Source organism: Massilia sp. Masssp93 (assembly GCF_059491295.1).
Genome location: NZ_CP168502.1, coordinates 6457464 through 6482676, shown reverse-complemented (window position 1 = coordinate 6482676; position 25213 = coordinate 6457464). Strand labels below are relative to the sequence as shown.

The following is a 25213-nucleotide window of genomic DNA, read 5'->3' as shown; positions in this document are numbered from 1 at the left end:
CTCACCGGGCCACGTCGGTCCCGGCCGGGCTCACGCCGTCCAGCCGCCGGCGCGCCGGCTCCAGCTGGCGCAGCGCACGGGCATTGATGCGGTCGCGCTCCGCATCGCGCAGCCAGCCCCATTTGTTGAAGTAGCGGCAGGCCGACACGCACCGCCGCCAGCACGACGCCGCCCGCATGCGCCAGCCGCGCGCGCCGACGCGGGCGGGATCGCGCACGGCATCGCGCACGACCGTCACGTGCGGCAGGAAGACGGTGCGCGCGATGCGAGACGTACGGCGCGCCAGGTCGACCGTATCGAAGCGCAGCAGGAAGCGCTCGTCGAACATGCCGACGCGCAGCACCGTCTCGACGCGCATCAGCAGGCAGCACGAAGGCGGCACCGGCACGTCCATCACCCGGCTGTAGCCGCTCGCGTGCAGCTGGTAGCGCGCCAGCCTGCCGCTGGACCGGTGCAGCAGCGGAAAACAGCGCCCCAGCAACAGTTCCACGGGCCCCGGCAGCAGGCTGCACAACGGTTGCAGCCGTCCGTCCGCGCCCTGCACCCGTGGCGCCAGCAGGCCCACGTCGGGATGCTGCTCCATGTAGGCGATCATCCGGGCCACCGCGTCGAGCGGCAAGCCGATGTCCGGACCAAGCAGCAGGTGATACGCACTCCCGGCGCCGGCCGCCTCGCTCAGGACCCGGTTATGGGCGCGCGCGTGGCCCGGCGAGTCGGACTGCGGGCGATAGTGCGCGCCGTAGCGTCCTGCCAGCACGGCCAGGCCGGGCTGCCGCGCATCGTCGACCACGTACACCGGCAAGTACGGGCACGCGGACGTGAGACTCAGCAGCAGGCGCGCGATCCGGTCGTGCGGCGCCGCGCCGCAGACGATGCAGCAACTGGCCCGCGCGGCCGTGGCGCACATGTCAGCCCCCGCCCCGCGTGCGTGCTCGCCGGTGTGCACGCGCAAAATACAAAGCCTTGTCCATGACGCACACCTCCAATCGACACCACATGGATTGAGAGCGGCGCCGCGCGCGGCGGTTGCAGCGGAATCGACGGCGATTGCGCAGGATCAGGCAGCGTGCATGTGCCGCCGCCAAACGGATACGGAAGAGGTCCAACGATGCATGGCCCGCGTGCGCATGCGGACCCTATGATGGACTGCGAGAGGACTGCGGTATTACAGCGCCACGTCGGTGCGCAACACCGGGTACAGGTTCAGCCGCTCATCCCAGGACGGGTGGCGGCGCGCGAAAAATTCGAGGCGTGCATGGGGGTTCTGCGCGAACGCCGGGTCGTGCTCGACCCTGTCCCGGAATGCCGCGGCCAGCGCCGGATCGCGCGCCATCTGCTCGCGCGCCACGTCCTCGGCCACGTAGTCCTCCATGTATTCCTTGCGCTCGAAGGCGTTGTTGAACTCGCCCCAGGCCAGCAGCGAATCCGGGGCCTGCGGCTCGAACAAGGCCATCACGAGGCGGGCCTTGGGCTGGGCGATCGGCACGAACAGCGCGCCCCTGGCGAGGTGACGCGGCTCGGGTTTCCACGCGCCGATCACCTTGAGGCGCTGGTGCGACTCGAACGACGTCGCGGCGAACGTGGCCTGGTCGGCGCGAAAGGTCTGCACGGGCGCGGCGTCGATGGCCTTGTCCAGCTTGCGGAACACGATGCCGTGTTGCGTGAGCTTCGTCGCGACCATCTGCGCCCAGGCGGCCGGCACGACATAGCCTGCGCCAGGGGCCTGTACCTCCAGGTCCGCCACGACCTCGTCGCGCAGCGGCACGTGCCAGACCTGCGGCTTCGTTTCGTCGTAATGCGTCATCAGCATGCCGGACACGTCGGACATCGTGCGCGTGTACGCATAGCCCTGGAAGTCGACCATCGTCGTCCTGTCGGTCGTGCGGTACGTCAGGGCCACCGGCTGGCCGGCGATGCGCGTGGCGCGCACGTCGGCGGCGCGCGCCGCCTGCGTCCATTCCGCACCGTGGGCCGCCACCTGCTGCAGCACCGACACGACGGCATTGTGCGTGATGCGCACGCGGGTCGGGTAATCCTTCCACGAGTGCGTCTCGACGAGCATGGCCATCCGGTTGCGCAGCGGGAAATAGCCGGTCGAGAAGCGCGGATCGGACACGCCGTCGACGAAGCCCGAGGCCGGATCGTCCGTCTCCTTGAACGACATGTAATAGGACTGCGGCATCGAACCCTGCTTGCCGATGTCGGCGATGACGTTCGCGCGCAGCGCCTGGCCGGCCTTGCGGAATGCCGGATCGCCCGAGTACACGGGTTCCACCTGGATCGAGACGTCGTGCTGGAACTTGGCGCCGTCCGTCACGTGCAGGTCGACGCAGGTCAGCGGGTCCCATGCGTTGACGAGGGCCAGCATGGCCTGCATCTCGGGCGCGTCGGCCTTCACGTAGTCGCGGTTCAGGTTGAAATTCTGCGCCGTCGTGCGCCAGCCCATCTCGACCGGACCGCGCTGGTTCGGACGGTTCCATTTGGCGAAGCGCTCGTGGCCGTCGACGTTGAACACGGGGACGAAGAGCAGGACCTGCTTGTCCAGCACGCCGGATGCGAGCCTGCCTTCCAGGAGCTCGCGCAGGGCGAGGAAGCCGGCGTCCTTGCCGTCGATCTCGCCGGCGTGGATGCCGCCCTGGATCAGCGTCACCGGCAGGTTCACCTTGCGCGCCGCGGCCGGGGTGAACACGCCGCGCGCGTTGACGGCCAGCGCCAGCATGGGCCGGCCTTCCGGCGTCGTGCCGAACTGCACGCATTTCACCTGCTTCGGATAGGCCTGCTGGAAGGCGCCGCACAGCTTGATGACTTCATCGTAGCGGCCGGTGACCTGGAAGCCGGAGCGCTCGGACACAGTGACCAGGTCGGGCGCGGCGTGCGCCAGGGGCGCGGCCAGCAGGGCCAGCACAGCCAGCAAACGGGCGGTTCGGATCATCGATGGCACTCCGGCAAAGTTGAAGAAGATACAAGCCGGAAATTATAGATCGGTGATAACGGTTTATCGCGTCCTGGGCGGATAAATCGCGATCTCTTTCAGCTGCGGCCGCGCCAGGTGCATCGGCACCGCGCGCGCACGTGCCGTCGATGCCGCCGGACAGGCATTGGTGGTGCGGTAGGACAGCGCCGCGGCCAGCATGCCCTCGGCCGGGTCGCCCAGCGCATGCGCCATGTCGTCGGAGACGGTGCAGGTCGGTGCGAAGCCGTCCGCGAAATCGCCGAAGCCTTTCGCGTTCACGCCCTGGAACTGGATCGTGAAGTACGTCGTGCCGCAGTTGTCCGTCGGGATGAAGCCATAGGGCTTGCCGCAGGTCGTGCCGCCGATGAGGTCGACCTGGACGTCCAGGCCGCGCAGGCCATTGATCACGGCTTCGCTGGCCGAGCACGTGTCGGACGTCGTCAGCACGGTCACGCGCCTGAGGCCCAGGTACGGCAAGGCGCCGCCGGCCGGGGCGGAAAAGCCGTAGGCGGTGCTGCGGAACGGGATCGGCGCGTCGGGCGCCGTCTTGTCGTTGTACACGGCGCGCTCGAACGTCTTGCCGGCCGAGACCGGTCCCGCAACCATATAGGCCAGCTCGCTGGCGATGTACAGCAGGCCGCCGCCGTTGTAGCGCATGTCGAGCACGAGGTCCGACGCGCCCTGGTTCTTGAGGGTCGTGAATGCGTTGACCAGTTGCAGTTCGGAGACGGCGTTATGGTCCTCGAAGCTCAGATAGCCGACCTTGCCGGTCGGGGTGTCGATCACCTTGACGTTTTTCACCGGCGTCGTGGTGACGACGGCCGACGTCAGCGCGACGTCGAACGTCTTGTCGCCGCGCCGCATCGTGAGCGTGTGGTGTTCGCCGGCGGTGTCCGGCGACAGGCCGGCGTTCAGCAGGGCGATCTGCGCCTTGTCGGTGGTGTCGATGAAGTCGATGCCGTCGACGGCCGTCAGCAGGTCGCCGCGCTGGATGCCGGCCGTGGCGGCCGGCGAACCCGGCTCGACGATCGCGGCCAGCCAGGTGCGCGGCGCCGTCGTGGAATTGATCGACCAGGTCAGGCCGTAGCCCGTGTCCTGGCTCGCATTGCTGAGCGCATCCCATTCCGCCGTCGTGTAGGTGAAATGGAAACGGTCCTTCGGTTGGCCGGACGCGGTCGTCGCGGGCGTCTTCAGGGCGTCGAAATAGTCGAGCGCATTCGTGTAGTCCGCCATGTGGACGGTGGCCGGGATTTCCTTGTACCAGAGATAAGTCGCGTCGGTCCAGCCGCGCAGGAATTTCATTTCGTCCTGCAGCGTGCCCTGGCGGTCCGGGAAGGAATAGCCCTCGGCATCGACGCCCGTGCGCGGCGCGGCGCACAGGTTCCGGTAGCTCATGTAGTCGGCCGCGATCGGGTCCGGAACGTCGGCCGGCGTCGGCGTCGGCGTCGGGGGCGTCGGCACGGTCGGCGTGCCCGGATCGCTGGCGACCGGCGTCGATGCGCCGATGGACGGATTGCCGCCGCCGCCACCGCAGCCGGACAGGGCGACGAGTGCCGCGCAAGCGCAGGCAATCAGACGGGAGCAGGCGGCGGAGGCGGAATGCGAATTCATGCGTCCGATTATAGACGCGGCCGTCTCGCGGATTACATCCAACTGTAACAGTCGGCAGAAAAAGACAACGCCGCCTGCCGGGCGTCAATCCGGCAGGCGGCGTCGTGCGGGATGCCGTCGTTCAGGCGGCGCGGGTGACGCCGGCGCCGGCGTGGAAGGCGGACACCAGTGCCGCTTCCTTGCGCTTGGCCGCGTCGAGGTGGCGCTCCTTGACGTGGCCGAAACCGCGGATGTCTTCCGGAATGCTCGCGATCGCGACCGCCTGCGCCAGGTTCTCGGCCGTCAGCCTGGGCAGCAGGCCGTCGACGGTCGCCCGGTATGCCTGGATCAGGGCGCGTTCCATCTTGCGCTCGGCCGTGTGGCCGAACGGATCGAGCGCGCTGCCGCGCAAGCCTTTCAACTTTGCCAGCACGCCGAACGCTTTCATCATCCACGGGCCGAATTCCTGTTTGACCAGGTGGCCGTCCTTGTCCTTCTTCGCGAACAGCGGCGGCGCCAGGTGGAACTTCAGTTTGACGTCGCCTTCGAACATGCCGTCGATCTTGGCCATGAACGCCGGGTCGGTGTACAGGCGCGCCACTTCGTACTCGTCCTTGTACGCCATCAGCTTGTGCAGGTAGCGCGCGACGGCTTCCGTCAGGCGCGTGCCCTTGCCCAGCTTCTCTTCGGCCGCGCGGACCTGGTCCACGAATGCCTTGTACTGCCGGGCATACGCGGCGTCCTGGTAAGCGGTCAGCAGTTCGACGCGGCGGTTCACGAGGTCGTCGAGCGATTGGGTACGCTTGAATTCGATCACCTTCGCGGGCGTCACGAGTCTTTGCACGGACGGCAGGTCGTGCGCGGCCGTGCGGCCCCAGTTGAACGCGGCCTTGTTGAAGGCGACGGACACGCCGTTCAACTCGATCGCCTTCACGATCGACGCTTCCTGCAGCGGCACGTGGCCCTTCTGGAACGCATAGCCCAGCATGAACATATTGGTGGCGATAGCGTCGCCCATCAAGGTCGTCGCGATGTGGCCGGCGTCGATGAAGTCGACGTTGCCTTCGCCGCAAGCCTGCACGATGGCGCCGCGCGAGCCCTCGGCCGGGAATTGCCAGTCCGGGTTCTTGATGAACGCCGCGGTGGTGGCGCCGCTGCCGTTCACGGCGGCCCAGGTGCGGCCTTCTCCCATGCGCGACAGGGCGTCGCGGCTGGCGGTGACGATCTGGTCGCAGCCGATCACGAGGTCCGCGTTACCCGTGCCGACGCGCGTCGAGTGCAGGTCGGCCTGGCGGTCGGCGAGGCGCACATGCGACATCACCGGTCCGCCCTTTTGCGCGAGGCCGCTCATGTCCAGCACCAGCGCGCCCTTGCCTTCCACGTGCGCGGCCACCGCGAGGATCTGCCCGACCGTCACGACGCCCGTGCCGCCGATGCCGGTGACGAGGATGCCGAACGGCGTCGTCGTCGCGGGGATCGCAGGCATCGGCAGGACCGGCGGCGCCGCTTCATTGGTGGCCGCCTTCTTCGGCTTCTTCAAGCCGCCGCCTTCGACCGTGACGAAGCTCGGGCAGAAGCCGGTGACGCACGAAAAATCCTTGTTGCACGAAGACTGGTTGATCTGGCGCTTGCGGCCCAGTTCCGTCTCCAGCGGTTCGACCGACAGGCAGTTCGACTGCTTCGAGCAATCGCCGCAGCCTTCGCACACGGCCTCGTTGATCACGGCGCGCTTGGCCGGGTCCGGGTACGCGCCCTTCTTGCGGCGGCGGCGCTTTTCCGACGCACAGGTCTGGTCGTAGATCATGGCCGACACGCCCGGCATCTCGCGCAGTTCGCGCTGCACGTCCATCAGTTCCGCGCGGTGGCGCACGGTGACGCCTTCGGCCCACGGATAATCGGCCGGATATTTTTCGGGTTCGTCGGTCACGACGATGATCGGCTTCACGCCTTCGGCCGCGAGCTGGCGGCTGATCCTGGCCGGATCGAGCGGACCGTCGACGACCTGGCCGCCCGTCATCGCGACGGCATCGTTGTAGAGGATTTTATAAGTGATGTTGACCTTGGCCGCGACCGACGCGCGGATCGCCAGCACGCCCGAGTGATAATACGTGCCGTCGCCGAGGTTCGCGAACACGTGTTTTTCGCCCGTGAACGGCGCCTGGCCGATCCACGTGACGCCTTCTCCACCCATGTGCGTGAACGTGGACGTCTCACGGTCCATCCACAGCACCATGTAGTGGCAGCCGATGCCGGCCATCGCGCGCGAGCCTTCCGGCACCTTCGTCGAGCTGTTGTGCGGGCAGCCGGAGCAGAAATACGGAATGCGGTCCGTTTCCGGATTCGCCTTCGGGATGTTCTTGAGGATCAGCTCTTTCGCTTCGAGGAAGGCGATGCGCTCTTTCACGCGTTGCTCGACCGGATGGCCGGCGCAGTAGTGCGAGATGCGCGACGCGATCGCGCGCGCGATCTGGGCCGGATTCAGCTCGTAGTTCGCCGACAGCAGCCAGTCGCCCTGGCCGGAGCGGCTCTTGACGCTCCATTCGCCCGTGTCGTCGAACTTGCCCACGACGCGCGGCCGCTCGCCGTCCGGCAGGTTGTACAGCTCTTCCTTCAGCGCGTATTCCAGCACCTGCCGCTTTTCCTCGACGACGAGGATCTCGTCCAGGCCGCGCGCGAATTCGTGCACGCCGACCGAGTCGAGCGGCCACGTCATGCCGACTTTATAGACGCGCAGGCCGATGTCGCGCGCCGCCTGCTCGTCGATGCCGAGGTCGGCCAGCGCCTGGCGGGTGTCGAGATAGGATTTGCCGGCCGTGATGATGCCGATCTTCGGTGTCGGGCTGTCCCACACGATCTGGTTGAGTTTATTGGCGCGCGCATAGGCCAGCGCGGCATACCACTTGTAGTGGTTCATGCGCACTTCCTGGTCCAGCACGGCGTCCGGCCAGCGGATGTTCAGGCCGCCCGCCGGCATCTCGAAGTCGGTCGGGAGGACGGTCTGCACGCGGTCCGGATCGAGGTCGACGACGGCGCCCGACTCGATGATGTCGGTCACGCATTTCATCGATACCCACAGGCCGCTGTAGCGGCTCATCGCCCAGGCGTGCAAGCCGTAGTCGATGTATTCCTGCACGGACGACGGATACAGCACGGGGATGCCGCAGTGGTGCAGGATGTGGTCGGACTGGTGCGCCGTCGACGACGATTTCGCCGCGTGATCGTCACCGGCCAGCACCAGCACGCCGCCGTTTTTCGCGCTGCCCGCGTTGTTACCGTGTTTGAACACGTCGCCGCAACGGTCGACGCCCGGGCCCTTCCCGTACCACATGGCAAACACGCCGTCGTACTTCGCGTCCTTGAACAGATTGGTCTGCTGCGTGCCCCAGACGGCCGTCGCGGCGAGGTCTTCGTTCGTGCCGGGGTGGAAGTGGACGTGGTGCGCTTCCAGGTGTTTTTGCGCCTTCCACGCGGTCTGGTCGACCTGCGTGACGGGCGAGCCGCGGTAGCCGGTGATGTAGCCGGCCGTATTCAGGCCCGCCGCGAGGTCGCGCTCGCGCTGCAGCATCGGCAGCCGGATCAGGGCCTGGGTGCCGGTCATGAAGGCGCGGCCGCGTTCCAGCGTCCATTTGTCGTCGAGCGTGATCTCGTGGGGCGGTAGCGGTTCCAGCTGGCTGCGGTCCAGGGGGGCGTTCATGCGGGTCTCCGATTATGTTTGTCGTGTTTCGGTTGGGGCCAGTATAGACCTGCACCCCCAGCATTAAATTTCAATGAATTCCCCCCGTTAAACGATTTGCGCAATAAAATTGCGACGTACGCGACCGCCGTGGAGAATTCATGTCAAAAATAGAGCTGGATAAAACCGACCGTAAAATCCTCGCCATCCTCCAGTCGGATGGCCGCCTGTCCAACCAGGACGTGGCCGAGCGCGTCAGCCTGTCGCCGTCACCCTGTTTGCGGCGCATCAAACGTCTGGAAGAGGCCGGTGTCATCCGGCAATATGTCGCCCTGCTCGATCCCGACAAACTGGGCCTGGGCCTGCTGGCCTATGTGAATGTCCGCCTGGAAAAACACAGCGAAGGCGCGGCGAATGCGCGCGTGCCGGCCACGTCGCCGCGCTTCGACTTCGCCCAGGCCGTGTCGACCTGGCCGGAAGTAGTGGCCTGCTATGCGATGACGGGGGAGATGGATTTCCTGCTGCGCGTGCACGTGGAAGACATGGACCACTTCTCGCGCTTCATGATGGGCACCCTGCTGCGCCACCCGGCCGTGCTGGATGTGAAATCGAGCTTCGCCCTCCAGCGCATCAAGGAAACGACTGCGCTTCCCATCGTTTGACGGCATTTCTATCCCGGTAGGGTGGACACCCCGTGTCCACGCGTGACGCCGGCAAGCCGTGAGTCTGCTGTTTAGTAATAAGCACGAAACACGCGGGCCGCCATGCCCGCACGTTTGACCCGTCACGGCATCGCCGCTAATCTCGATCTGGTCTCGGCCCGGCCACCGCGACTCAGGGAGCGGCGGCCGGTTCGTCTCCAGCCGGAGTGGTCCGGCTCTTCTTTCCGATGTACCAGGCGCAGCCCGGTCCGTCGGTTTTTTTTGGGCCGTGTTCGCGGACATGGTCGCCATGTGCAGTTCCTTTGCCAGACCTCTGGCTTGTCAACCAGTCCCCCATATCCATTTGAGTTCCGTCAAGTACAACTCAATCGATCCGGCACGTTTAATCTAAGCTGCTAGGTTGGTCTGCAGGTATCCGGCGCCGCGCATCCGGGCGGCGCCGTGATTTGCGCACCACACACCGGCCCATGGCCGGCAGCGGAGGACCGAACCATGAATGGAGAACCCGGAGCCCTCGTCCTGGGCGTCTTTGCCGATCTGATCGGCCGCATCAAGCAATGCATTCCAACCGACTCCAACGACCGCCCATTGGGCACCATGGTGTATTCGCAGCTTGTGCTCGGTATGCCGGTTATCAAGGCGGACTACTTCGATCCCTGGAATCCGCAAGGCGACATGATCGAGGTACCGCCGCCCGATCCTCAGGCGCAGGGTAGCGAAGAAGCGCAACGCAAGGCGCGCCGACAGAACGCCGCAGCATGGAAAACCTGCCTGCTGGCAAACACGCTGCTCGAAGTAACCAAGGATGGCAAATACCGGCAGTATCCGATCGGCCGCAACCTGGCATTCGCCTATGACAAGATTATCAACGGCATGCAGGCCGACCCGCCCCCGCCGATGCCTGATGACGTCAAGGCAAGGATGGATGCGGCTACACGAGTGCTCTACAAGGTCAACGCCGACGGCGTGAGGATGGGGCGCACCGAGCTTTACGACAACTATTTGAAACTCGCCCGCGCCTACGCCAAAGCCAAAGGCGACTACGCCGTCGCCGCCGAAGCGGCGATTCGCGAGGGCCGGCAAAACGAGTGGGCAGTGACCGCAGGAACCTACCGCCAGGACGTCGATGACGCGCGCGATGCCTTGTCGGCGGCCGGCGAAGCCGAGATCCAGGCGGCGCTGGCCACCTTGGGCTCGGTGGCGCTTCCTGTCAACGAGATGGCCATCAAGGCGGCCCGCGACAAATTCAAGGCTTGGCAACTCGACGGTATTGCCGGCGTCGTCGCGGAAGCGACGCCGTATTCTCTAGTGTTACCAAGTAACTGGTGCGATCCGGCCAACCCGGAGGGCTTTGAAGGGCTATCGGTCACACAGAGTCAATATCAGCATATCGCGAGCACCAATTGGAGCTCCGCGGAATCCGATAGCTGGCATAGCGAGGCGCAGTCCAGCAGCGGCGGCGGCGCGGTGTCGTTCGGATTCTTCGCCGTCGGCGGGGAGCACAGCGAGGCAGAGACCAAGGACAGCTACCAGAACTCGCAGAGCAGCGGCCTCCAATCGGTCTTCCATAACACCGCGAAGAACCTGACGATCAAGCTCGAGTACGCGCTGTGCAGCTTCTACCGGCCGTGGCTGGTGAGCGACATCTTCTACCTGCAGAACTGGAAGATCCCGCAACTCGGCGGTCGGCACTGTATCAGCGACGGCACGATCGACGGCCAGGCCGACTCGCAGGACAAATGGCTGCCGATGATCCCGCAGCAGGTCCTCGTGGTGCGCAATGTCGAGGTGTCCAGCACGGATTGGGGAAGCGATGGGGCCGTGCTCAGCGAGTTCTATGCGTCAGCCGAGGGCCAGACCACCACGCAGACTTCCGAGACGGCCGGCATGGGCGGCGTGGCGCTGGGCTTTGTCAATTTCGGGGGGCGGGCCGGCAGCCAAAGCGCTGAGTCATCGGGATCGAGCGGGTCGCGCGCCGCGGCCTCCTCGCATAGTTACTTCGGTACGACCTTCGACAAGGGCGTACTGAAAATTCCCGGTGCCCAGATCGTCGCATTCCTGAGCGACATCGTCCCGGCTTGCCCAAACGCCTAGCGAGGGCGCCATCATGTCGGCCAACTTCGCTGATATCACCGAGGCGATGCGCGGCGCCCTGCTTGATCGTTACCAGGCAACGAGGGCGTCGGGTGTCGGCGTGCCGTTCCTGGCGTTCCAGCTCGGGCAACCGATCCCGGACTCGACCTTCGAGACCGTGCAAGCCCAGCCGCAAGGCACTTCACGACTGCTCGCGCTCGAATTCATTGCCCGGCAAGCCAACCGCGTGGGGCTGGTATCCAATGCGATGTACTGCGCCACCGGCCTCGATATCGACGCCCTGTACCAGCAACTGGTCGACGGGAGCGCGGCTAACGGCGACGGCGTGGCGCTCTTCGAAGCCGCCAGGCAGACCGCCGTCGCGGCACTCGACGACTGGCTGTACTCCGTCGACCCGCCGGCCGCGGCGTCGCCGGAGGCGCGCTACCGGCGCATCGAAGTCGACCCGATCGACTGGTTCGAGAGCACATCCGATGCGTGGGCGGACATCCACGTTGAAAACCGAAGCCAAACGGAAAGCGGGGCACGCCCCCCGATCTCGTACGGAAGCCCGATCTCGAAGTGGCGCACGGCGCCCTTGCAACTACACGCGGTACTGCACCAACAGCCAAACCTCGAGACCATCAAGCAGCTCGCCGACGGCGTGGCCGGGCAGTTCTCCGTGGGCGTCGCGGGCGACGCGCCTGCCATGCCGCCGAACGTGGGCCGCGCATTTGCCCTGGGCAGCCCCGCAAACGTGGCCGGGCGGCCAATCAGGATACATCCTGCCGGCGCCAACTGGTCCCATGTTGTACCGGGCCCGCAAATCAACAATGATCCAGGCATACGGGATGCCAGTTTCCGGCGTTTTCGCGACCAGTTGCTTTCCATTCGGCTCAACGTCGATCAGGACGGCTACGAGGCGAATTCCAGCGGGTTCAGCCTGGAACTTCAAACCTGCCTCCTCAGCATCCGCCGGCCGTGGCTGTCCACGCAGTTATTGAATTTGGAAAACTGGTTTGTACCGACCTTTGCCAAGGGATCGCTGGCCAGCGGAACGGGAGAGGACGAGAACAAACTGCTGGAGGTATTGCCGATCGCATGCGTACTGGTGCGCAATGCAACAATCCGGGCCACGCAGTGTTCCGAAGAGGACCGTCGCCACGCAAGCATCGCCTCCCACATGGGGCCAATTGCGATGCTCGGACGGTCGATCGACTCATCGTCGGACGAGGTGCTCATTCGTATCCCCGGCAAGCAATTGGTTGGTTGGATTTGCCAAGTGATGCCGGCTCTCCCGCCATCCGATGCCCCCACGACTTGAGGAGGAATATGATGTTCCCGACGCGCCCTTACGAACGTGACCAGCTCGATTACTACTACCGCGGTTTTGTGTCCGCCTACTTGGCCGATCTTTACTCGCCGGCGGCCGGCGACATTCCAGACGAGTATCTCGAGCCGTACCGGGTCGGTGTAGAAGATGGTCAACGCTTCGCAATCGACGGTATTCCGCTGGACGAGCCTTGCGTCGACTTGGGCATGGAAGAGACCGACGCGTTCGCGGCCGGTGAAGCCATCCATTACGGCGCCGCGGCAATCGAGACGAAGGATGCGCTGTTGGCTGGGACCGGCCTCCTGAGGGTGCTCTTGCGCTTCAGCTTTATCGCGACCGCCCTGATGGTGATAACGCACACGCGCGATTACCGTTGGGTGGATGAGTCCGTCTCCACTGATGATCTGTACGCCCTGCAGGATTTGCTTGCGCAGGCGGAAGATCCAGTCCTCGTGGATTTGTACATTGGTGGCGGCGTCGATTACAACGTCGACGCGTGCCAGATGCAGTGCACGAACATCTACAAGAACGAGGAAGACGTGCGTGCCGCACTCGTCCGTATGGGACGTGCCACGTGGATCATCGGTAAGATCCAGTCGAACATGAGCGGTGGGCTGGAGATTATCGAACGCAACGGGCCGTAAACGAAGACAAATCGGCCCGCTTTCTCCGAAGCGAATCAGAGCGGGGCGACGATGCGCCGCAGCTGCGGCAGCAGTTCGGCCGCCATGGCCGCATGCTGGGCCGTCGTCGGGTGGCCGTTGACGGCGTCACCGGGCTGGTACGCCACCGGTGCGAGCAGGTGGACGCGCGCGGCGCCGACCCGACTCACCGCTTCCTTGAGATAGCCGATCAGCGCCGTCTTCTTGTCGCCATTCAGCAGCACGCCTTCCGTCAGCGCGATCTGCGCGTGCGGATGGTCGCGCAGCACACGGCGCAGCAAGGCCGTGTACGCGTCGACATAAGGCGCGCGCTCCGGAATGCCGGGGTTGAAGTCATTGGTGCCGATCGCGATGACAATCAGATCGGCATCGTAGCCGGCCTGGTTCCATTTGACCGGATGCGCGGCATCGGCAATGGCGAGATCGTAGAACGCAGGCAGCTGGAATTCGTCGGTACGGCCGTTCCAGCTGCGCACCAGGCCCCGGCCGCCGTAGCAGACCAGCTGCACTTGCGCATCCAGCGCGCGCGCGGCCAGCATGCCGTACGACAGGCGCGGGTTCCACCAGTCCGGCGTGTCCTTGTTGCCGGCGCCCCGCTCCATGTCGGCGCCGCACGTGACGGAATCACCCAGCACGAGCATGCGCCGCGCCGGCAGCGCAGGCGCGGCGAGAAAGGTGCCGTCGGCCGTGAAGCGCGCGATGGACGCCACGCCCAGCCACGTCTCGCTGCGGTGCACGAGTTCCACGCGGTGCGGGCCGGGCGCCGCGTCCGCGAACACGTCATAGCGTTTCGTTTGCGGCGCGAGATGCAGCGTGGTGGCGAGCCTGCCGTCCACGATCACGTCGACGAGGCTGTTTGCGCTGCCCGCCGCATCGACGGCGAGGCGGGTGCCGTCGACGGCCAGCAGCAACGTCACGCCGGGATAGCCGAAGCGCACCGACCCATCGGCTTGCGCGACCGTGCGGCCCATGCGGGCCACGTGGGCATCGCTGGCGGCGATCGTCTGTTCGGCGGCCGCCGGCGCCGCCGCGCACAAGGCCAGCAACGCGGCGACGAGCGGCCTGACCATCACGCGCCTTTCTTCAAACGCAGCAGCACGACGCCGTGCGCAGGCACGGTCGCATCGAGGCGGCGGCTCGTGTCGCCCGTCTTGCCGGTCCAGGCATCCGTCCAGTGCCACGTCGCCTGTTTGAAATCGGCTTCGCGCTTGCTCATGTCGTCGACGATGACGTTCTGCTTCCAGTCGTAATGCAACGGCAGCGCCGCCTCGCCGCGGTTCAGCACCATGAAGGCCCACTCGTCGTTGGCGAGCGGCTTGGCCCACAGTTCGACCTGGCCCTGTTTCCAGAAGCGCAGCGCGGGCACGCCCAGCGGGTCCTGGTTGAGCGCGATGACCTGCTTGTTCCCGATGATCTTCTTCACCGAGTCCGGCATCGAACGCAGGTCGTTGCCGAGGATGAGCGGCGAATCCAGCATCGCCCAGATCGAGAAGTGGGCGCGGTCTTCGTCTTCCGTCATGCCCATGCCGACTTCCAGCATGTCCATGTCGTTCCAGTGACCGGGACCGGCGTACTTGCGCAGGCCGGCCTGCATGTCGAGGATGCGCATCACGCCCCACGCGGACCACGAGCCGGCACTCTTTTCGCAATCCCAGCACGGGTAGATGTCGCCCGTCGTACGCCACGAGTGGCCGACGTCGGCCGCCCATTCCCACGGCTTGTTGTCGCCCCATTCGCAGATGCTGAACAGGATGGGACGGTTGGCCGCGCGGATCGCGTCGCGCATCGTCGTGTAGGCGCCGACGGCATTGAGACCCTTGCTCTCGCACCAGTCGTATTTCAGGTAGTCGATGCCCCAGGCGGCGTACGTCTTCGCATCCTGGTATTCATGGCCGCGGCTGCCGGGACGGCCGCCGCAGGTCTTGTCGCCCACGTCCGAATAAATGCCCAGCTTGAGGCCGCGCGCGTGCACGTAGTCGGCCAGCGCCTTCATCCCGGACGGGAAGCGCTGCGGGTCGGGACGGATGTCGCCGTGTTCGTCGCGCGTGCCGTGCCAGCAGTCGTCGATGTTGATGTACTGGTAGCCGGCATCCTTCAGGCCCAGCTTGACCATCGCGTCGGCCGTCTCGCGGATCAGCTTTTCGTCGATGTTGCAGGCGAATTTGTTCCAGCTGTTCCAGCCCATCTGCGGCGTGGCCGCGAGGCCGTCGAATTTCTGTGCCCAGGCGGCGGCCGGCGCGGCCGCGATCGACGCCGCCAGCATCAGGTTCACGGCACGTTTCATTGCTTCGCTCCGATCGCCTTCAGGCGTTTATTATGCTCGGCGATCAGCTCGAGCGAGCTGGCGTCGCTGTCGAACACGGAGTACAGGCCCTGCTCTTCCTGCGGCGGATCGCCGACGAAATCGTTCCCCGGCTTCCACCAGTAATCCGCATTGGCCGCACGGCCCGCGCCGCCCCACGCCCAGAAATTCCAGCCGGCGACCGGATCGCCGGCCGCGGCGCGCTTCTCCAGCGTCGAGAAGACCGCGTCATAAAAACGGTCGCGCACCTTGGTCGAGGCCTTGATGTCGAACGAGCCGCCGTCGCGATTCAGGCCGAACTCCTCCAGCACGATCGGCTTGCCCAGCTGCTTCGCGTAGTCGACGTGCACGTTCAGGTAGTGGCTGGCCTTTTCCATCATGCCGTCCCACGTGGCGTCCGGCTTCTTCGGATCGAACCAGCCCCAGTTCGTCGGCCACAGGTGGTACGTGAGGTAGGCGATGTCCGGCGTGCGGTGCGCGTCCAGGTACAACTGCGCATCCTGCGCGGAGCCCGCGAGGCCTTCGCTGCCCGTGCTGACCATATGGTTGCCGTCGAGCGAGCGGATGTAGTGGGCCGTGTCCGCGACCCATTTTATGTAGGTCGCCTTTTCCTGCGGCGTCGATTTGCTGTTGCCGGGACGCGGCTCGTTCGCCAGCTGCCACGACAGGATGGTCGGGTCGGCGCGGTACGGCTTCCTGGTCACCGTGTTCGTGCGCTGGACGATCTTGGCGATCACGTTGCGGTATTCGTCCTGGGCGCGCGCGTTCGTGTAGAACGTCGCGTTCTCCGCCATGTAGCGCTCGTAATCCTTGCTCACGTTCGGATCGTGCGCGGGCGAACCGGTGAACCAGTTCAGGTACTGCGTCATCCCGCCGGACCACTGCCAGAAATTATTCAGGTAGAGCACGGCCGTCATGTCGCGCTTCGCCAGTTCGGCCATCAGGAAGTCGAGGCCCTGCAGCAGCTGTTCGTCATAGTGTCCGGGCGCGCTCGTCGTGGCGGGGCTGACGGCGCTCTTCATCGCCGTCTTTTCCGACACCGCCAGCACGCGCACGTTGTTGATGCCGAGCGCCTTCAGGCGATCGAGTTCCTTCACGAGCCTGGCGCGCTGCCCGACGCCCGACGGCGCGCCGAGATAGCCGCCGTACCAGAAATTGGCGCCGGCGATCATGTAGCGCTGGCCGTTGCGTTCGAAATGGCTGTCCTTCACGGCCACGAAGCCATTCTTGTTCGCGTTCGCCGCGTGGGCGATGCCGACGGCACCCGCCGCCAACAGGGCGGCGGCCAAAGCGATCTTGCCGAACTTGCCGAACTTGCCGAACTTGCGTTCCATGTAGTCTCCTCGCGCCCCTCAAGAAGCGTCGTTGTGGTTGGTCATGCGCCGCCCGCCGGCCGGCGGGCGGCAACAGGTAAAACTCAGCGCTGCGGGCGGCCGCGCACGTCCAGGGTGGACGCCGGCAAGTCGACCGTCACGCTGGTCGCGTTCATGCCGGCGGCGTCGTCGGCCAGCACCAGCTTGTACTTGCCCTTGGCGATGCGCCAGGTCTTGCTCTTCTCGTCGAACATGCCGAGGATGCGCGGCTCGACGACGACGTCGACCTCTTTCGATTCGCCCGGCTGCAGCGCGACCTTGTCCCAGCCGGCCAGGCGCTTCGGCGCTTCCCACTTCGCGGCGAGCGGCGCCACGTACACCTGCGGCACGTCCTTGCCGGCGACGTTGCCGGTGTTCGTGACCTTGAAGCGCACGTGCACGCGGCCATCCTTGACCTGGCTGGCCAGGCCCGAATAGCTGAACGTCGTGTACGACAGGCCGTGGCCGAACGGGAACAGCGGCGTCATGCCCTTCTGGTCGAACCATTTGTAGCCGACCGCGGCGCCTTCCTTGTACTCGACCGTGAAGCGCTGCTCCGGCTGTTTCGGATCGCCGTCCAGTTTCGGGCGCGGCAGCTGCTGCTCGGAGACCGGGAACGTGGCCGGCAGGTGGCCGGACGGATTGACGGCGCCGAACAGCACGCGCGCGATCGCTTCGCCGCCGCTGGTGCCGGGATACCACGCTTCCAGCACGGCCGGGGTTTTGGCGACCCACGGCATGGCGACGGGACCGCCCGTCTCCAGCACGACGACGGTGCGGGGATTGGAACCGGCGACGCTGTCGATCAGCGTGTCCTGGTTGTCCGGCAGGGACAACGACGCCGCATCGTTCGCTTCGCCGATCCACTGCGTCGCGAACACGAGCGCGACGTCCGCCTGCGCGGCCACGCGCGCGGCGCGCGCGGGGTCGAGGCCGTCGTCGTACACGACCTTCGCATTCGGCGCCAGCGCCTGAATATGACGCAGCGGCGAAGACGGGTGGTACACGACCGGACCCGGCCAGACCTTCGGCTCCAGGCCCGGCACGGCATTGCCGCCGACCGGATACACCTGCGACGAACCGCCGCCCGACAGCACGCCGACGTCGGCATGGCCGCCGATGACGGCGATGGTCTTCACGTCCTTCGACAACGGCAGGAGCTTGTTGTCGTTCTTCAGCAGGACCATGCCCTCTTCCGCCGTCGCGCGGCTGACCGCGCCGTTCTTCGCGAAGTCGATGGTGCCGCCCTGCGCGACCGGATTGTCGACGACGCCCTTGGCGAACATGGCGCGCACGATGCGCGTGGCCATGTCGGTAAGGCGAGCTTCCGACACGTGGCCGTTCTCGACGGCTTCCGCCAGCGCGCCGCCGAAGTACGGCGACTTGTCGAATTCCTGGCCCGACTGGCGATCCAGGCCGTGATTGGCCGCTTCCACGGTGCTGTGCGTCGCGCCCCAGTCGGACATCACATAACCCTTGAAACCCCAGTCCTTCTTGAGGACCTCGTTCAGCAGGTAGTCGTTCTCGCACGCATAGGTGCCGTACACGCGGTTGTACGAGCACATGACGGAGCCGGCGCCGGACTGCTCCAGCGCGATCTGCATCGCGAGCAGGTCGGACATGCGCGACGCGGCCTTGTCGATGTGGACGTCCAGTTCATTGCGGCCCGTTTCCTGGTCGTTCAGCGCGTAGTGCTTGACGGTCGAGATCACGTGGTTCGACTCGATGCCCTTCACCGCATGGCCAACGATGGTGCCGGCCAGCAGCGGGTCCTCGCCCGCGTATTCGAAGTTGCGGCCGTTGCGCGGATCGCGCATCAGGTTCACGCCGCCGGCCAGCATCACGTTGAAGCCGGATGCGCGCGCCTCGGAACCGATCATCGCGCCGCCGGCATAGGCCACCTGCGGGTCCCACGTCGACGCGGTGGCCAGGCCCGACGGCAGCTGCGTGCGCTCGCGCGGGGTCGGCGTGGCCTGGGTGGCGACGCCGAGACCGGCGTCCGTTTCCAGCAGGTCCGGCAGGCCGAGGCGCGGGTTGCCCGGCACGAAACCGGCCGAGAACGGGATCGCGGCCTTGGGCGGCGTGGTGCCCTTGGGGGCGAACGAGGTGCCGAAATAGCCGAACACCCAGCGCAGTTTTTCTTCGCGGGTCATGGCCTTGACGGCCAGTTCGGCGCGCTGGTCGGCGCTCAGGGAACGGTTCATCCACGGTTTCTGGGCCGGGGTTTCAACCTTGTCGGCGGCGGTTGCGAACAGCGGGAAGGCGGCGGCGAGGGCCGCGACGAGGGTCAGGTGATTCAGGCGCATGGGACGAAACTCTCTTTGGGGTGAAGCGTTATAGGTATGTGCCGCCGCCGCGGCACAAACACGCGGCGGCAACGGGTTCGGAGGTCAGACGGCCTTGACGTCCACGTACATGCGGGCGTATTTCGCGCCGAAGTACAGGATGAACGCATAGCACGCGGCCGGGATCAGGAACGACGTCTGCAGGCCGATGGCGTCCGCGGCCTGGGCCTGGATGACCGGCACGACGGCGCCGCCGGCGATCGCCATCACGAGCAGGCCGGAGCCCTGGCTCGTCAGCGGGCCCAGTTCATGCACGGCCATGCTGAAGATGGTCGGGAACATGATCGAGTTGAACAGGCCGACGGCCAGCACGGCGAACAGCGCGACGTGGCCATGGCCGAGGACCGTCGCCACCAGCAGGGCGATGCAGGCGGCGGCGTTGAACGCGAGGACCTTGCCCGGGCTGATCGAGCGCATCACGGCCGAGCCGATGAAGCGGCCGACCATCGCGCCGCCCCAATAGTAGGCCACGTATTTGGCGCCCGTTTCGGCCGTGAAGCCGGCGATGCTCGGGTCGCCCATGTAGTTGATCAGGAAGCTGCCGATGCTCACTTCGGCGCCGACGTACAGGAAGATCGCCGTCACGCCCAGCATCAGGCGCTTCTGGCTGAAGATCGAACCGCGGGCGGGACCGGCGTCCTCGTCGCGGATGATCGGCAGGCGGATCACGGCGAACAGGATGGCCAGGACCGCCAGCGTGGCGGCCAGGCCCAGGTACGGCCCCTGCACGGCCTGCGCCTGCGCGAGGCGTTCCGCGGCCGACATGTGGGCCGGATCGGCCGCTTCCGTCATGTGCGACAGGATCAGGATGCCGCCGATCGGCGGCCCGACGACGGTGCCCAGCGAGTTGAAGGCCTGGGTCAGGTTCAGGCGGCTCGACGCGGTGGCGGGCGCGCCCAGCACGGTGACGTACGGGTTGGCCGCGACCTGCAGGATCGTGATGCCGGCGGCCAGCACGAACAGGGCGAACAGGAACAGCGCGTACACGCTCGTGGCGGCCGGATAGAACAGCGCGGCGCCGACGGCGCACACGGCCAGGCCGGCCACGGCGCCGGCCTTGTAGCCGATGCGGCGGATCAGCGCGCCGGCCGGGATCGACAGCAGGAAGTAACCGCTGAAGAAGGCCAGGTTCACCATCATCGCCTGCACGTACGTCAGGTTGTAGACCGACTTCAGGTGCGGGATCAGGATGTCGTTCAGCGACGTCAGGAGGCCCCACATGAAGAACAGTGCGGTGACGACGGTCAGGGGGAAGGTGTAGCTCGTGGGCTGGGCCCGGTTAGCAGGCTCGAGTGCGGCCTGTGATGCGCGTTCCATGCAAGTCTCCTTGAGATGTTACCGCTAACTTATAAACCAGTAACTTTTTTGTAAAAAATATTCTGCATAAGCAGAATGGAAGGGTCAAACGCGACGACCGATTCGCGGCCGAGTTTAGTCAGTCGTCACTAAACAACTCCCTCCCTCTTATGAAATCGGTTTCTTAGATTGAGAATATACCGGGCAAACGGCTGTTTAGTAAAGCCGACTAAACTTGACTTGAAGTGCAGCTTCGCGTTTGACCAAGGCGATTTCGATATGCAAGACTCCATCCAGAAGAGCGACGCCCCAGGCGATCGCGGCAACGATTTCGGAGACAGTGTGAACCCCATCACCTCACGCACCCCAGCGGGCGGCAGCCCGGCGCCGGTCACGATCCGCGACCTGGCCAAGTACGCCGGCGTCTCGGCCGGCACGATCTCGCGCGCCCTCAAGAACGAGCCCGGACTCACGGAGAGCACGCGCCAGATGGTGTTGTCGGCAGCCCACGAATTGGGCTATGACTTTTGCAAGCTGCGCCGCAAGCGCATCCGCCGCCTGACGTTCCTGCTGCACCGCCAGCACAACACGGCCGCCAGCAGCCCGTTCTATTCGCCCGTGCTGCACGGCGCCGAGGAAGCCTGCCGCAAGCAGGGCATCGTGCTGTCGTTCATGGCGGTCGGCCCGGCCGACGGCGTGACGGAACAGCTGCGCATGCACGCGCCGGACGCCATCGTGTGCGCAGGCTTCTTCGAGCCCGAGCTGCTGAACGCCCTGCGCGCCAGCGGCAAGCCCCTCGTCCTGATCGACATGAAGCTGCGCGGCTACAGCTCCGTCAATCCGGACAACCACATGGGCGGCTACCTCGCCACCAGGCACCTGATCTCGCTGGGCCGCGAACGCATCGGCATGATCTCCGGTTCGCTGGGCCACTACAGCATCCGCGAACGCAACCGCGGCTACCGCCAGGCCCTGTTCGAAGCGGGCATGCTGGCCGATCCGCGCCTGGAAACGTGCCTGCCGGACGGCGTCGACCTCGAGACCGGCGCCTACGAGGCGATGCAGTCCCTGCTCGACCAGCCGCACCCGCCCGACGCCGTGTTCTGCTACAACGACGCCGCCGCCCTCGTCGCGATGCGCGCCTGCCTCGCGGCCGGGAAGACGGTGCCGCACGATATCTCGATCGTCGGCTTCGACGACATCCCCGGCGCCGTGCTGGGCCACCGCCCGCTGACGACGCTGCGCATCAACAAGAAGGAACTGGGCGCGCTGGGCGTCGAGCTGCTGCTGCGCGGCCCGCAGGACCCGCCGCTGGAACAGGTGGCGGCCGTGGAACTGGTCGTGCGCGCCAGCACCGTGTGCGAGGACTTCCGCATGCGCAAATAATCCGCCCCGCTCCCCCAGGCGCCCGCGTTCGCACGACGCGGCGCGATTCACCGATTCACTCACCACGACCGACCAATGCTTCCCGATTTCCAATCCCGCGCGACGCTGCTGCAGCACATCCGCCACACCCGCCAGTTCTACGATCCCCGCTGCACCGACCCGAGCGGCGGCTTCTATCATTTCTACAAGGACGACGGCACGGTCTACGACGCGCACACGCGCCACCTGGTGAGCAGCACCCGTTTCGTCTTCAATTTCGCGATGGCGTGGCGCCAGTTCGAGGAACCGGCCGACCGCGAACGCGTGTTGCACGGCCTGCGCTTCCTGCGCGACGCGCACCGCAACCCGGCAACCGGCGGCTACGCCTGGCAGCTGGACTGGAACGATGGACAGAAGCGCGTCACCGACGACACCAACCACTGCTACGGCCTCGCCTTCGTGCTGCTGGCCTACGCCCACGCGGTGATGGCCGGCGTCGCCGAAGCACGCCCCTGGCTCGACGAGACGTACGACCTGATGGAACGCCGCTTCTGGGAACCGGCACACGGCCTGTATGCCGACGAGGCGAGCGGCGACTGGTCCACGCTGTTCCCGTACCGCGGCCAGAACGCCAACATGCACACGTGCGAAGCCATGCTGGCCGCGTTCGAGGCGACGGGCGACACCAAGTTCCTGTGGCGCGCGGAGACGCTCGCCCACAACATCACCGTGCGTCAGGCCGCCCTGTACGGCAATCTGGTGTGGGAACACTACAACAGCGACTGGTCGGTCGACCCGGACTACAACCGCGACGACAAGACGAACATCTTCCGCCCGTGGGGCTACCAGCCGGGCCACCTGACGGAATGGGCCAAGCTGCTGCTCATCATGGAACGCCACAAGGACAAGATGGCCGGCCCGTCCGGCTGGCTGCTGCCGCGCGCCAAAGAACTGTTCGACGCGGCGCTGTCGAAGGCATGGGACCAGCAGCACGGCGGCATCCATTACGGTTTCGGACCGGAGAACGAAATCTGCGACGCCGACAAATACTTCTGGGTGCAGGCCGAGAGCCTGGCCGCCGCCGCGCTGCTCGGCGCGCGCACCGGAGACGGTGCGTACTGGACCTGGTACGACCGCATCTGGGCCTACAGCTGGGAACATTTCGTCGACCACGAACACGGCGCCTGGTACCGCATCCTCGGCCCGGCCAACGACAAGTTCACCGACGAAAAGAGCCCGGCCGGCAAGGTCGACTACCACACGATGGGTGCCTGCTACGAAGTGCTGACCGTTCTCGCGAAAGACTGACATGGCCGACTTTCCCGTATTCGTCGCGGCAGGCGAAGCCCTGACGGACATGATCGTGCTCGACCCCGCCGCCACGCGCTGGCACAGCGTGACGGGCGGCTCGACGTGGAACGTGGCGCGCGCGATGGCGAAGCTGGGCGCGCCCAGCGCCTTCGCCGGCGCCGTCAGCCGCGACGTGTTCGGCGACCAGCTGTGGCGCGCCACCGTGGGCGCGGGCCTGGACGAGCGCTTCCTCCAGCGCCTGGACAAATCGCCGCTGCTCGCCATCGTGCACCGGCTCGACCCGCCCAGCTATTTCTTCGTCGGCGACGACAGCGCCGACCTGCACTTCGACGCCGCGCAGTTGCCGCAGGGCTGGACCGGCGGCTGCCGCTGGGCGCACTTCGGCGGCATCAGCCTCGCGCGCCAGCCGCTGGCCGGCAAGCTGGTCGCATTGGCGGAGAGCCTGAAGGCGCAGGGCGTGCGCATCAGCTACGACCCGAACTTCCGCGCCCTGATGGACGAGCGCTACGACCCGACCCTGCGCCGCATGACCGCGCTGGCCGACGTCGTCAAGGTGTCGGAAGAAGACCTCGTCGGCCTGCTGCGCACGAGCGACGCGGACGCCGCCTTCGCCACGCTGCGCGGCTGGAATCCGGATGCCAGCTACCTGTACACGAAGGGCGCGGCCGGCGCCTCGCTGCATACGCCGGACGGGTCCTGGGACGTGGCGGCACCGCGCATCACGCCCGTGGACACGGTCGGCGCGGGCGACGCCAGCATCGCGGCGCTGGCCTGGAGCATGCTGAACGCGCCCGAGCGCGACGGCCTCGCTCATGCGCGCTTCGCCGTCGCGGCGGGCGCCGCGGCCTGCCTGGCGGCCGGCGCCACGCCGCCCACGCTGGCGGCGATCGATACGCTGCTGGCGGCGATGAACACCTGACCGTCCGTCACCAGCAGTTCTCGAACGTGAGGCCGACGGTATAGCCGGACAGCGTCGTGCCGAACATGCCGTTCGCGGCCAGCGGATCGTTCGTCCGCGCGGCCGCGCGCGCGGCCTCGTTCCAGTGCGCGTGCGTAAAGAACAGGCGCAGTTCGGGACGGTCGAAGTAACCCGGCGCGGACGTCAGCGCGACGGCGCCCGTGAACTTGGTCAGGCGGCGCACGTCGCCGTTCTGCGGCGCGACGCGATCGTGCCCCACGTCCGCCAGCAGCTTCACGCGGTCCGTGAGTCCGTACGACATGCGTCCGCCCGCCGAGGCCCACGTCTTCGCCTTGGCGGCATCGTGGGCCGTATCCCGCTGCCAGACCGCGACGAGCTCTCCGCCGAAGCGCCGCGTGACCTGCGCATACCAGCTTTCGACGACGCGCAGCCGGTGCACGTCGCTGCCGTTGCCGATGTCGCCCGTCGCGCCGTTGTCCGTGCCGGCGCCCGTCCCCCATTGCACCGCGAGGCGGTTGGCGCCGGCGCCGGACAGGATGTGCTGGCGATGCTGCACGGTGAGCATCGAACCGCCGTGGTGGCCGGGTTCGCCGTCGCTGCGGATCAGGGCCAGGCCCAGCTCCAGCGTGCCGCCCGGGTTCACGGGTACGCCGCGCAGTTGAAAATCGTGGCGGTTCGCCGTGTCGCCGACGCGCATGATCGGCATCGTCTGCTGGTCGTCGTGCAGATAGGCGTAGCTGAACTGCATGGGGCCCAGCGGCACGTTCTCGATGCCGACACCCATGCCGGACGGATTCCAGTACAGGAAGTCGTTGGCGTTCACGCCTTCGCGCTTGTAGTAGCGCCGCCCGATCCACAGCGCGGCGTCGCCCAGGCCGCTCACGTGTTCGATGGCGAGATAGGCCTGCGGCAGGCCGATATTCCAGCCGCCTTCCGGCCGTTTCGCATTGTTGGACGCGGCCTCGTTACCCAGGTTGAGCATCGCATAGGCTTTTACGTGTTCGCCGGCGTCGCCCTCCACCAGGTGCTGGCCCAGCATCATCTCGCCATAGACGCCGCATTCATTCCCCAACCGGTATTTGGCCCCGGCGCCGGCCAGGCCGAAGCACGTCTGGCCGCCGCCTTTGCTGTTGGCGGCCGCGTTGGCGCGCAGGTAGTTCTGGACGTCCACGGCGGACGCGGAAAAGCAGTACGCGAGCGCGAGCAGCGCCGGCGCGATGACGGGCATGCGCATGTTGTCTCCTGAATTTTAGGCAAAGTGAACCCCGTCCGGCCGCGGCGCGATGCCGCGGCAGGTCAATGGAACAGGATCGGATTACGGCAGGGTGGGCGGCCCTCCGCCCACGCGTAACGCCGGGACATCGCACGGGTCACGCG

17 protein-coding genes are annotated in these 25213 nt (G+C 66.3%); 7 read left to right on the top strand and 10 right to left on the bottom strand.

What is annotated here, in order from left to right:
• Position 1: 1 nt before the first annotated feature.
• The 4 genes from ACEN9Q_RS27165 to ACEN9Q_RS27150 form a co-directional block, all read right to left on the bottom strand.
• Complete coding sequence (locus tag ACEN9Q_RS27165; protein ID WP_495626666.1) at positions 2-907, bottom strand: glycosyltransferase family protein; 906 nt, start codon at positions 905-907, stop codon at positions 2-4.
• A 258-nt stretch (positions 908-1165) separates the two neighbouring features.
• The gene (locus ACEN9Q_RS27160; protein ID WP_495626665.1) at positions 1166-2932 is read right to left on the bottom strand and encodes a M14 family metallopeptidase; all 1767 of its coding nucleotides are present in this window, start codon (positions 2930-2932) and stop codon (positions 1166-1168) included.
• Between the two features lie 63 nt (positions 2933-2995).
• On the bottom strand, positions 2996-4564 hold the full coding sequence (locus ACEN9Q_RS27155) for a S41 family peptidase (RefSeq protein ID WP_495626664.1): 1569 nt from the start codon (positions 4562-4564) through the stop codon (positions 2996-2998).
• Positions 4565-4685: 121 nt separating this feature from the next.
• Entirely contained in the window at positions 4686-8237 is a 3552-nt protein-coding gene (locus ACEN9Q_RS27150; protein ID WP_495626663.1) for an indolepyruvate ferredoxin oxidoreductase family protein, read from the bottom strand.
• Positions 8238-8377: 140 nt separating this feature from the next.
• Here ACEN9Q_RS27150 and ACEN9Q_RS27145 point away from each other — a divergent pair, with 140 nt between their 5' ends.
• The 4 genes from ACEN9Q_RS27145 (at position 8378) to ACEN9Q_RS27130 (ending at position 12928) form a co-directional block, all read left to right on the top strand.
• Complete coding sequence (locus ACEN9Q_RS27145) at positions 8378-8878, top strand: Lrp/AsnC family transcriptional regulator (RefSeq protein ID WP_056442608.1); 501 nt, start codon at positions 8378-8380, stop codon at positions 8876-8878.
• A gap of 492 nt (positions 8879-9370) precedes the next feature.
• Entirely contained in the window at positions 9371-10972 is a 1602-nt protein-coding gene (locus tag ACEN9Q_RS27140) for a hypothetical protein (RefSeq protein WP_056442605.1), read from the top strand.
• 13 nt (positions 10973-10985) lie between these two features.
• Entirely contained in the window at positions 10986-12275 is a 1290-nt protein-coding gene (locus tag ACEN9Q_RS27135) for a hypothetical protein (RefSeq protein WP_495626662.1), read from the top strand.
• An 8-nt stretch (positions 12276-12283) separates the two neighbouring features.
• The gene (locus tag ACEN9Q_RS27130; RefSeq protein ID WP_056442599.1) at positions 12284-12928 is read left to right on the top strand and encodes a hypothetical protein; all 645 of its coding nucleotides are present in this window, start codon (positions 12284-12286) and stop codon (positions 12926-12928) included.
• 35 nt (positions 12929-12963) lie between these two features.
• Here the strand turns inward: ACEN9Q_RS27130 and axe2C are convergent, their stop codons facing one another.
• The 5 genes from axe2C to ACEN9Q_RS27105 all read right to left on the bottom strand — a co-directional run bounded on the left by axe2C (position 12964) and on the right by ACEN9Q_RS27105 (position 20262).
• A complete protein-coding gene (gene axe2C / locus ACEN9Q_RS27125) occupies positions 12964-14016 on the bottom strand; it encodes a bifunctional acetylxylan esterase/glucomannan deacetylase AxeC2 (RefSeq protein ID WP_495629004.1) in 1053 nt (350 codons plus the stop codon).
• Positions 14016-15230, bottom strand: coding sequence for a glycoside hydrolase family 27 protein (locus ACEN9Q_RS27120; protein ID WP_495626661.1), 1215 nt, complete (start codon positions 15228-15230; stop codon positions 14016-14018). Before ACEN9Q_RS27120 ends, axe2C begins: the two co-directional genes overlap by 1 nt.
• Positions 15227-16582 (bottom strand): glycoside hydrolase 5 family protein, encoded by a 1356-nt coding sequence (locus ACEN9Q_RS27115; protein ID WP_495626660.1) that lies wholly within the window; start codon positions 16580-16582, stop codon positions 15227-15229. The genes ACEN9Q_RS27120 and ACEN9Q_RS27115 overlap by 4 nt, the downstream gene beginning before the upstream one ends.
• A gap of 83 nt (positions 16583-16665) precedes the next feature.
• Positions 16666-18906, bottom strand: a complete 2241-nt coding sequence (locus tag ACEN9Q_RS27110; protein WP_495626659.1) for a glycoside hydrolase family 3 C-terminal domain-containing protein — start codon at positions 18904-18906, stop codon at positions 16666-16668.
• A gap of 84 nt (positions 18907-18990) precedes the next feature.
• On the bottom strand, positions 18991-20262 hold the full coding sequence (locus ACEN9Q_RS27105) for a sugar MFS transporter (RefSeq protein ID WP_056442585.1): 1272 nt from the start codon (positions 20260-20262) through the stop codon (positions 18991-18993).
• Between the two features lie 321 nt (positions 20263-20583).
• Here ACEN9Q_RS27105 and ACEN9Q_RS27100 point away from each other — a divergent pair, with 321 nt between their 5' ends.
• The 3 genes from ACEN9Q_RS27100 (at position 20584) to ACEN9Q_RS27090 (ending at position 23836) form a co-directional block, all read left to right on the top strand.
• Entirely contained in the window at positions 20584-21627 is a 1044-nt protein-coding gene (locus ACEN9Q_RS27100; protein ID WP_495626658.1) for a LacI family DNA-binding transcriptional regulator, read from the top strand.
• Between the two features lie 75 nt (positions 21628-21702).
• Positions 21703-22914 (top strand): AGE family epimerase/isomerase, encoded by a 1212-nt coding sequence (locus tag ACEN9Q_RS27095; RefSeq protein ID WP_495626657.1) that lies wholly within the window; start codon positions 21703-21705, stop codon positions 22912-22914.
• A gap of 1 nt (position 22915) precedes the next feature.
• Positions 22916-23836 carry a carbohydrate kinase family protein gene (locus tag ACEN9Q_RS27090; RefSeq protein ID WP_495626656.1) on the top strand — a complete coding sequence of 307 codons (921 nt, stop codon included), beginning with the start codon at positions 22916-22918 and terminating at the stop codon, positions 23834-23836.
• Positions 23837-23843: 7 nt separating this feature from the next.
• On the opposite strand, the gene ACEN9Q_RS27085 is transcribed toward ACEN9Q_RS27090, so the two are convergent.
• The gene (locus ACEN9Q_RS27085) at positions 23844-25070 is read right to left on the bottom strand and encodes a maltoporin (protein ID WP_495626655.1); all 1227 of its coding nucleotides are present in this window, start codon (positions 25068-25070) and stop codon (positions 23844-23846) included.
• Between the last annotated feature and the right edge of the window lie 143 nt (positions 25071-25213).

Coding starts and splice junctions, on each gene's coding strand:
- ACEN9Q_RS27165 (WP_495626666.1), bottom strand. CDS start 907: ATGTGCGCCACGGCCGCGCGGGCCAGTTGCTGCATCGTCTGCGGCGCG.
- ACEN9Q_RS27160 (WP_495626665.1), bottom strand. CDS start 2,932: ATGATCCGAACCGCCCGTTTGCTGGCTGTGCTGGCCCTGCTGGCCGCG.
- ACEN9Q_RS27155 (WP_495626664.1), bottom strand. CDS start 4,564: ATGAATTCGCATTCCGCCTCCGCCGCCTGCTCCCGTCTGATTGCCTGC.
- ACEN9Q_RS27150 (WP_495626663.1), bottom strand. CDS start 8,237: ATGAACGCCCCCCTGGACCGCAGCCAGCTGGAACCGCTACCGCCCCAC.
- ACEN9Q_RS27145 (WP_056442608.1), top strand. CDS start 8,378: ATGTCAAAAATAGAGCTGGATAAAACCGACCGTAAAATCCTCGCCATC.
- ACEN9Q_RS27140 (WP_056442605.1), top strand. CDS start 9,371: ATGAATGGAGAACCCGGAGCCCTCGTCCTGGGCGTCTTTGCCGATCTG.
- ACEN9Q_RS27135 (WP_495626662.1), top strand. CDS start 10,986: ATGTCGGCCAACTTCGCTGATATCACCGAGGCGATGCGCGGCGCCCTG.
- ACEN9Q_RS27130 (WP_056442599.1), top strand. CDS start 12,284: ATGATGTTCCCGACGCGCCCTTACGAACGTGACCAGCTCGATTACTAC.
- axe2C (WP_495629004.1), bottom strand. CDS start 14,016: ATGGTCAGGCCGCTCGTCGCCGCGTTGCTGGCCTTGTGCGCGGCGGCG.
- ACEN9Q_RS27120 (WP_495626661.1), bottom strand. CDS start 15,230: ATGAAACGTGCCGTGAACCTGATGCTGGCGGCGTCGATCGCGGCCGCG.
- ACEN9Q_RS27115 (WP_495626660.1), bottom strand. CDS start 16,582: ATGGAACGCAAGTTCGGCAAGTTCGGCAAGTTCGGCAAGATCGCTTTG.
- ACEN9Q_RS27110 (WP_495626659.1), bottom strand. CDS start 18,906: ATGCGCCTGAATCACCTGACCCTCGTCGCGGCCCTCGCCGCCGCCTTC.
- ACEN9Q_RS27105 (WP_056442585.1), bottom strand. CDS start 20,262: ATGGAACGCGCATCACAGGCCGCACTCGAGCCTGCTAACCGGGCCCAG.
- ACEN9Q_RS27095 (WP_495626657.1), top strand. CDS start 21,703: ATGCTTCCCGATTTCCAATCCCGCGCGACGCTGCTGCAGCACATCCGC.
- ACEN9Q_RS27090 (WP_495626656.1), top strand. CDS start 22,916: ATGGCCGACTTTCCCGTATTCGTCGCGGCAGGCGAAGCCCTGACGGAC.
- ACEN9Q_RS27085 (WP_495626655.1), bottom strand. CDS start 25,070: ATGCGCATGCCCGTCATCGCGCCGGCGCTGCTCGCGCTCGCGTACTGC.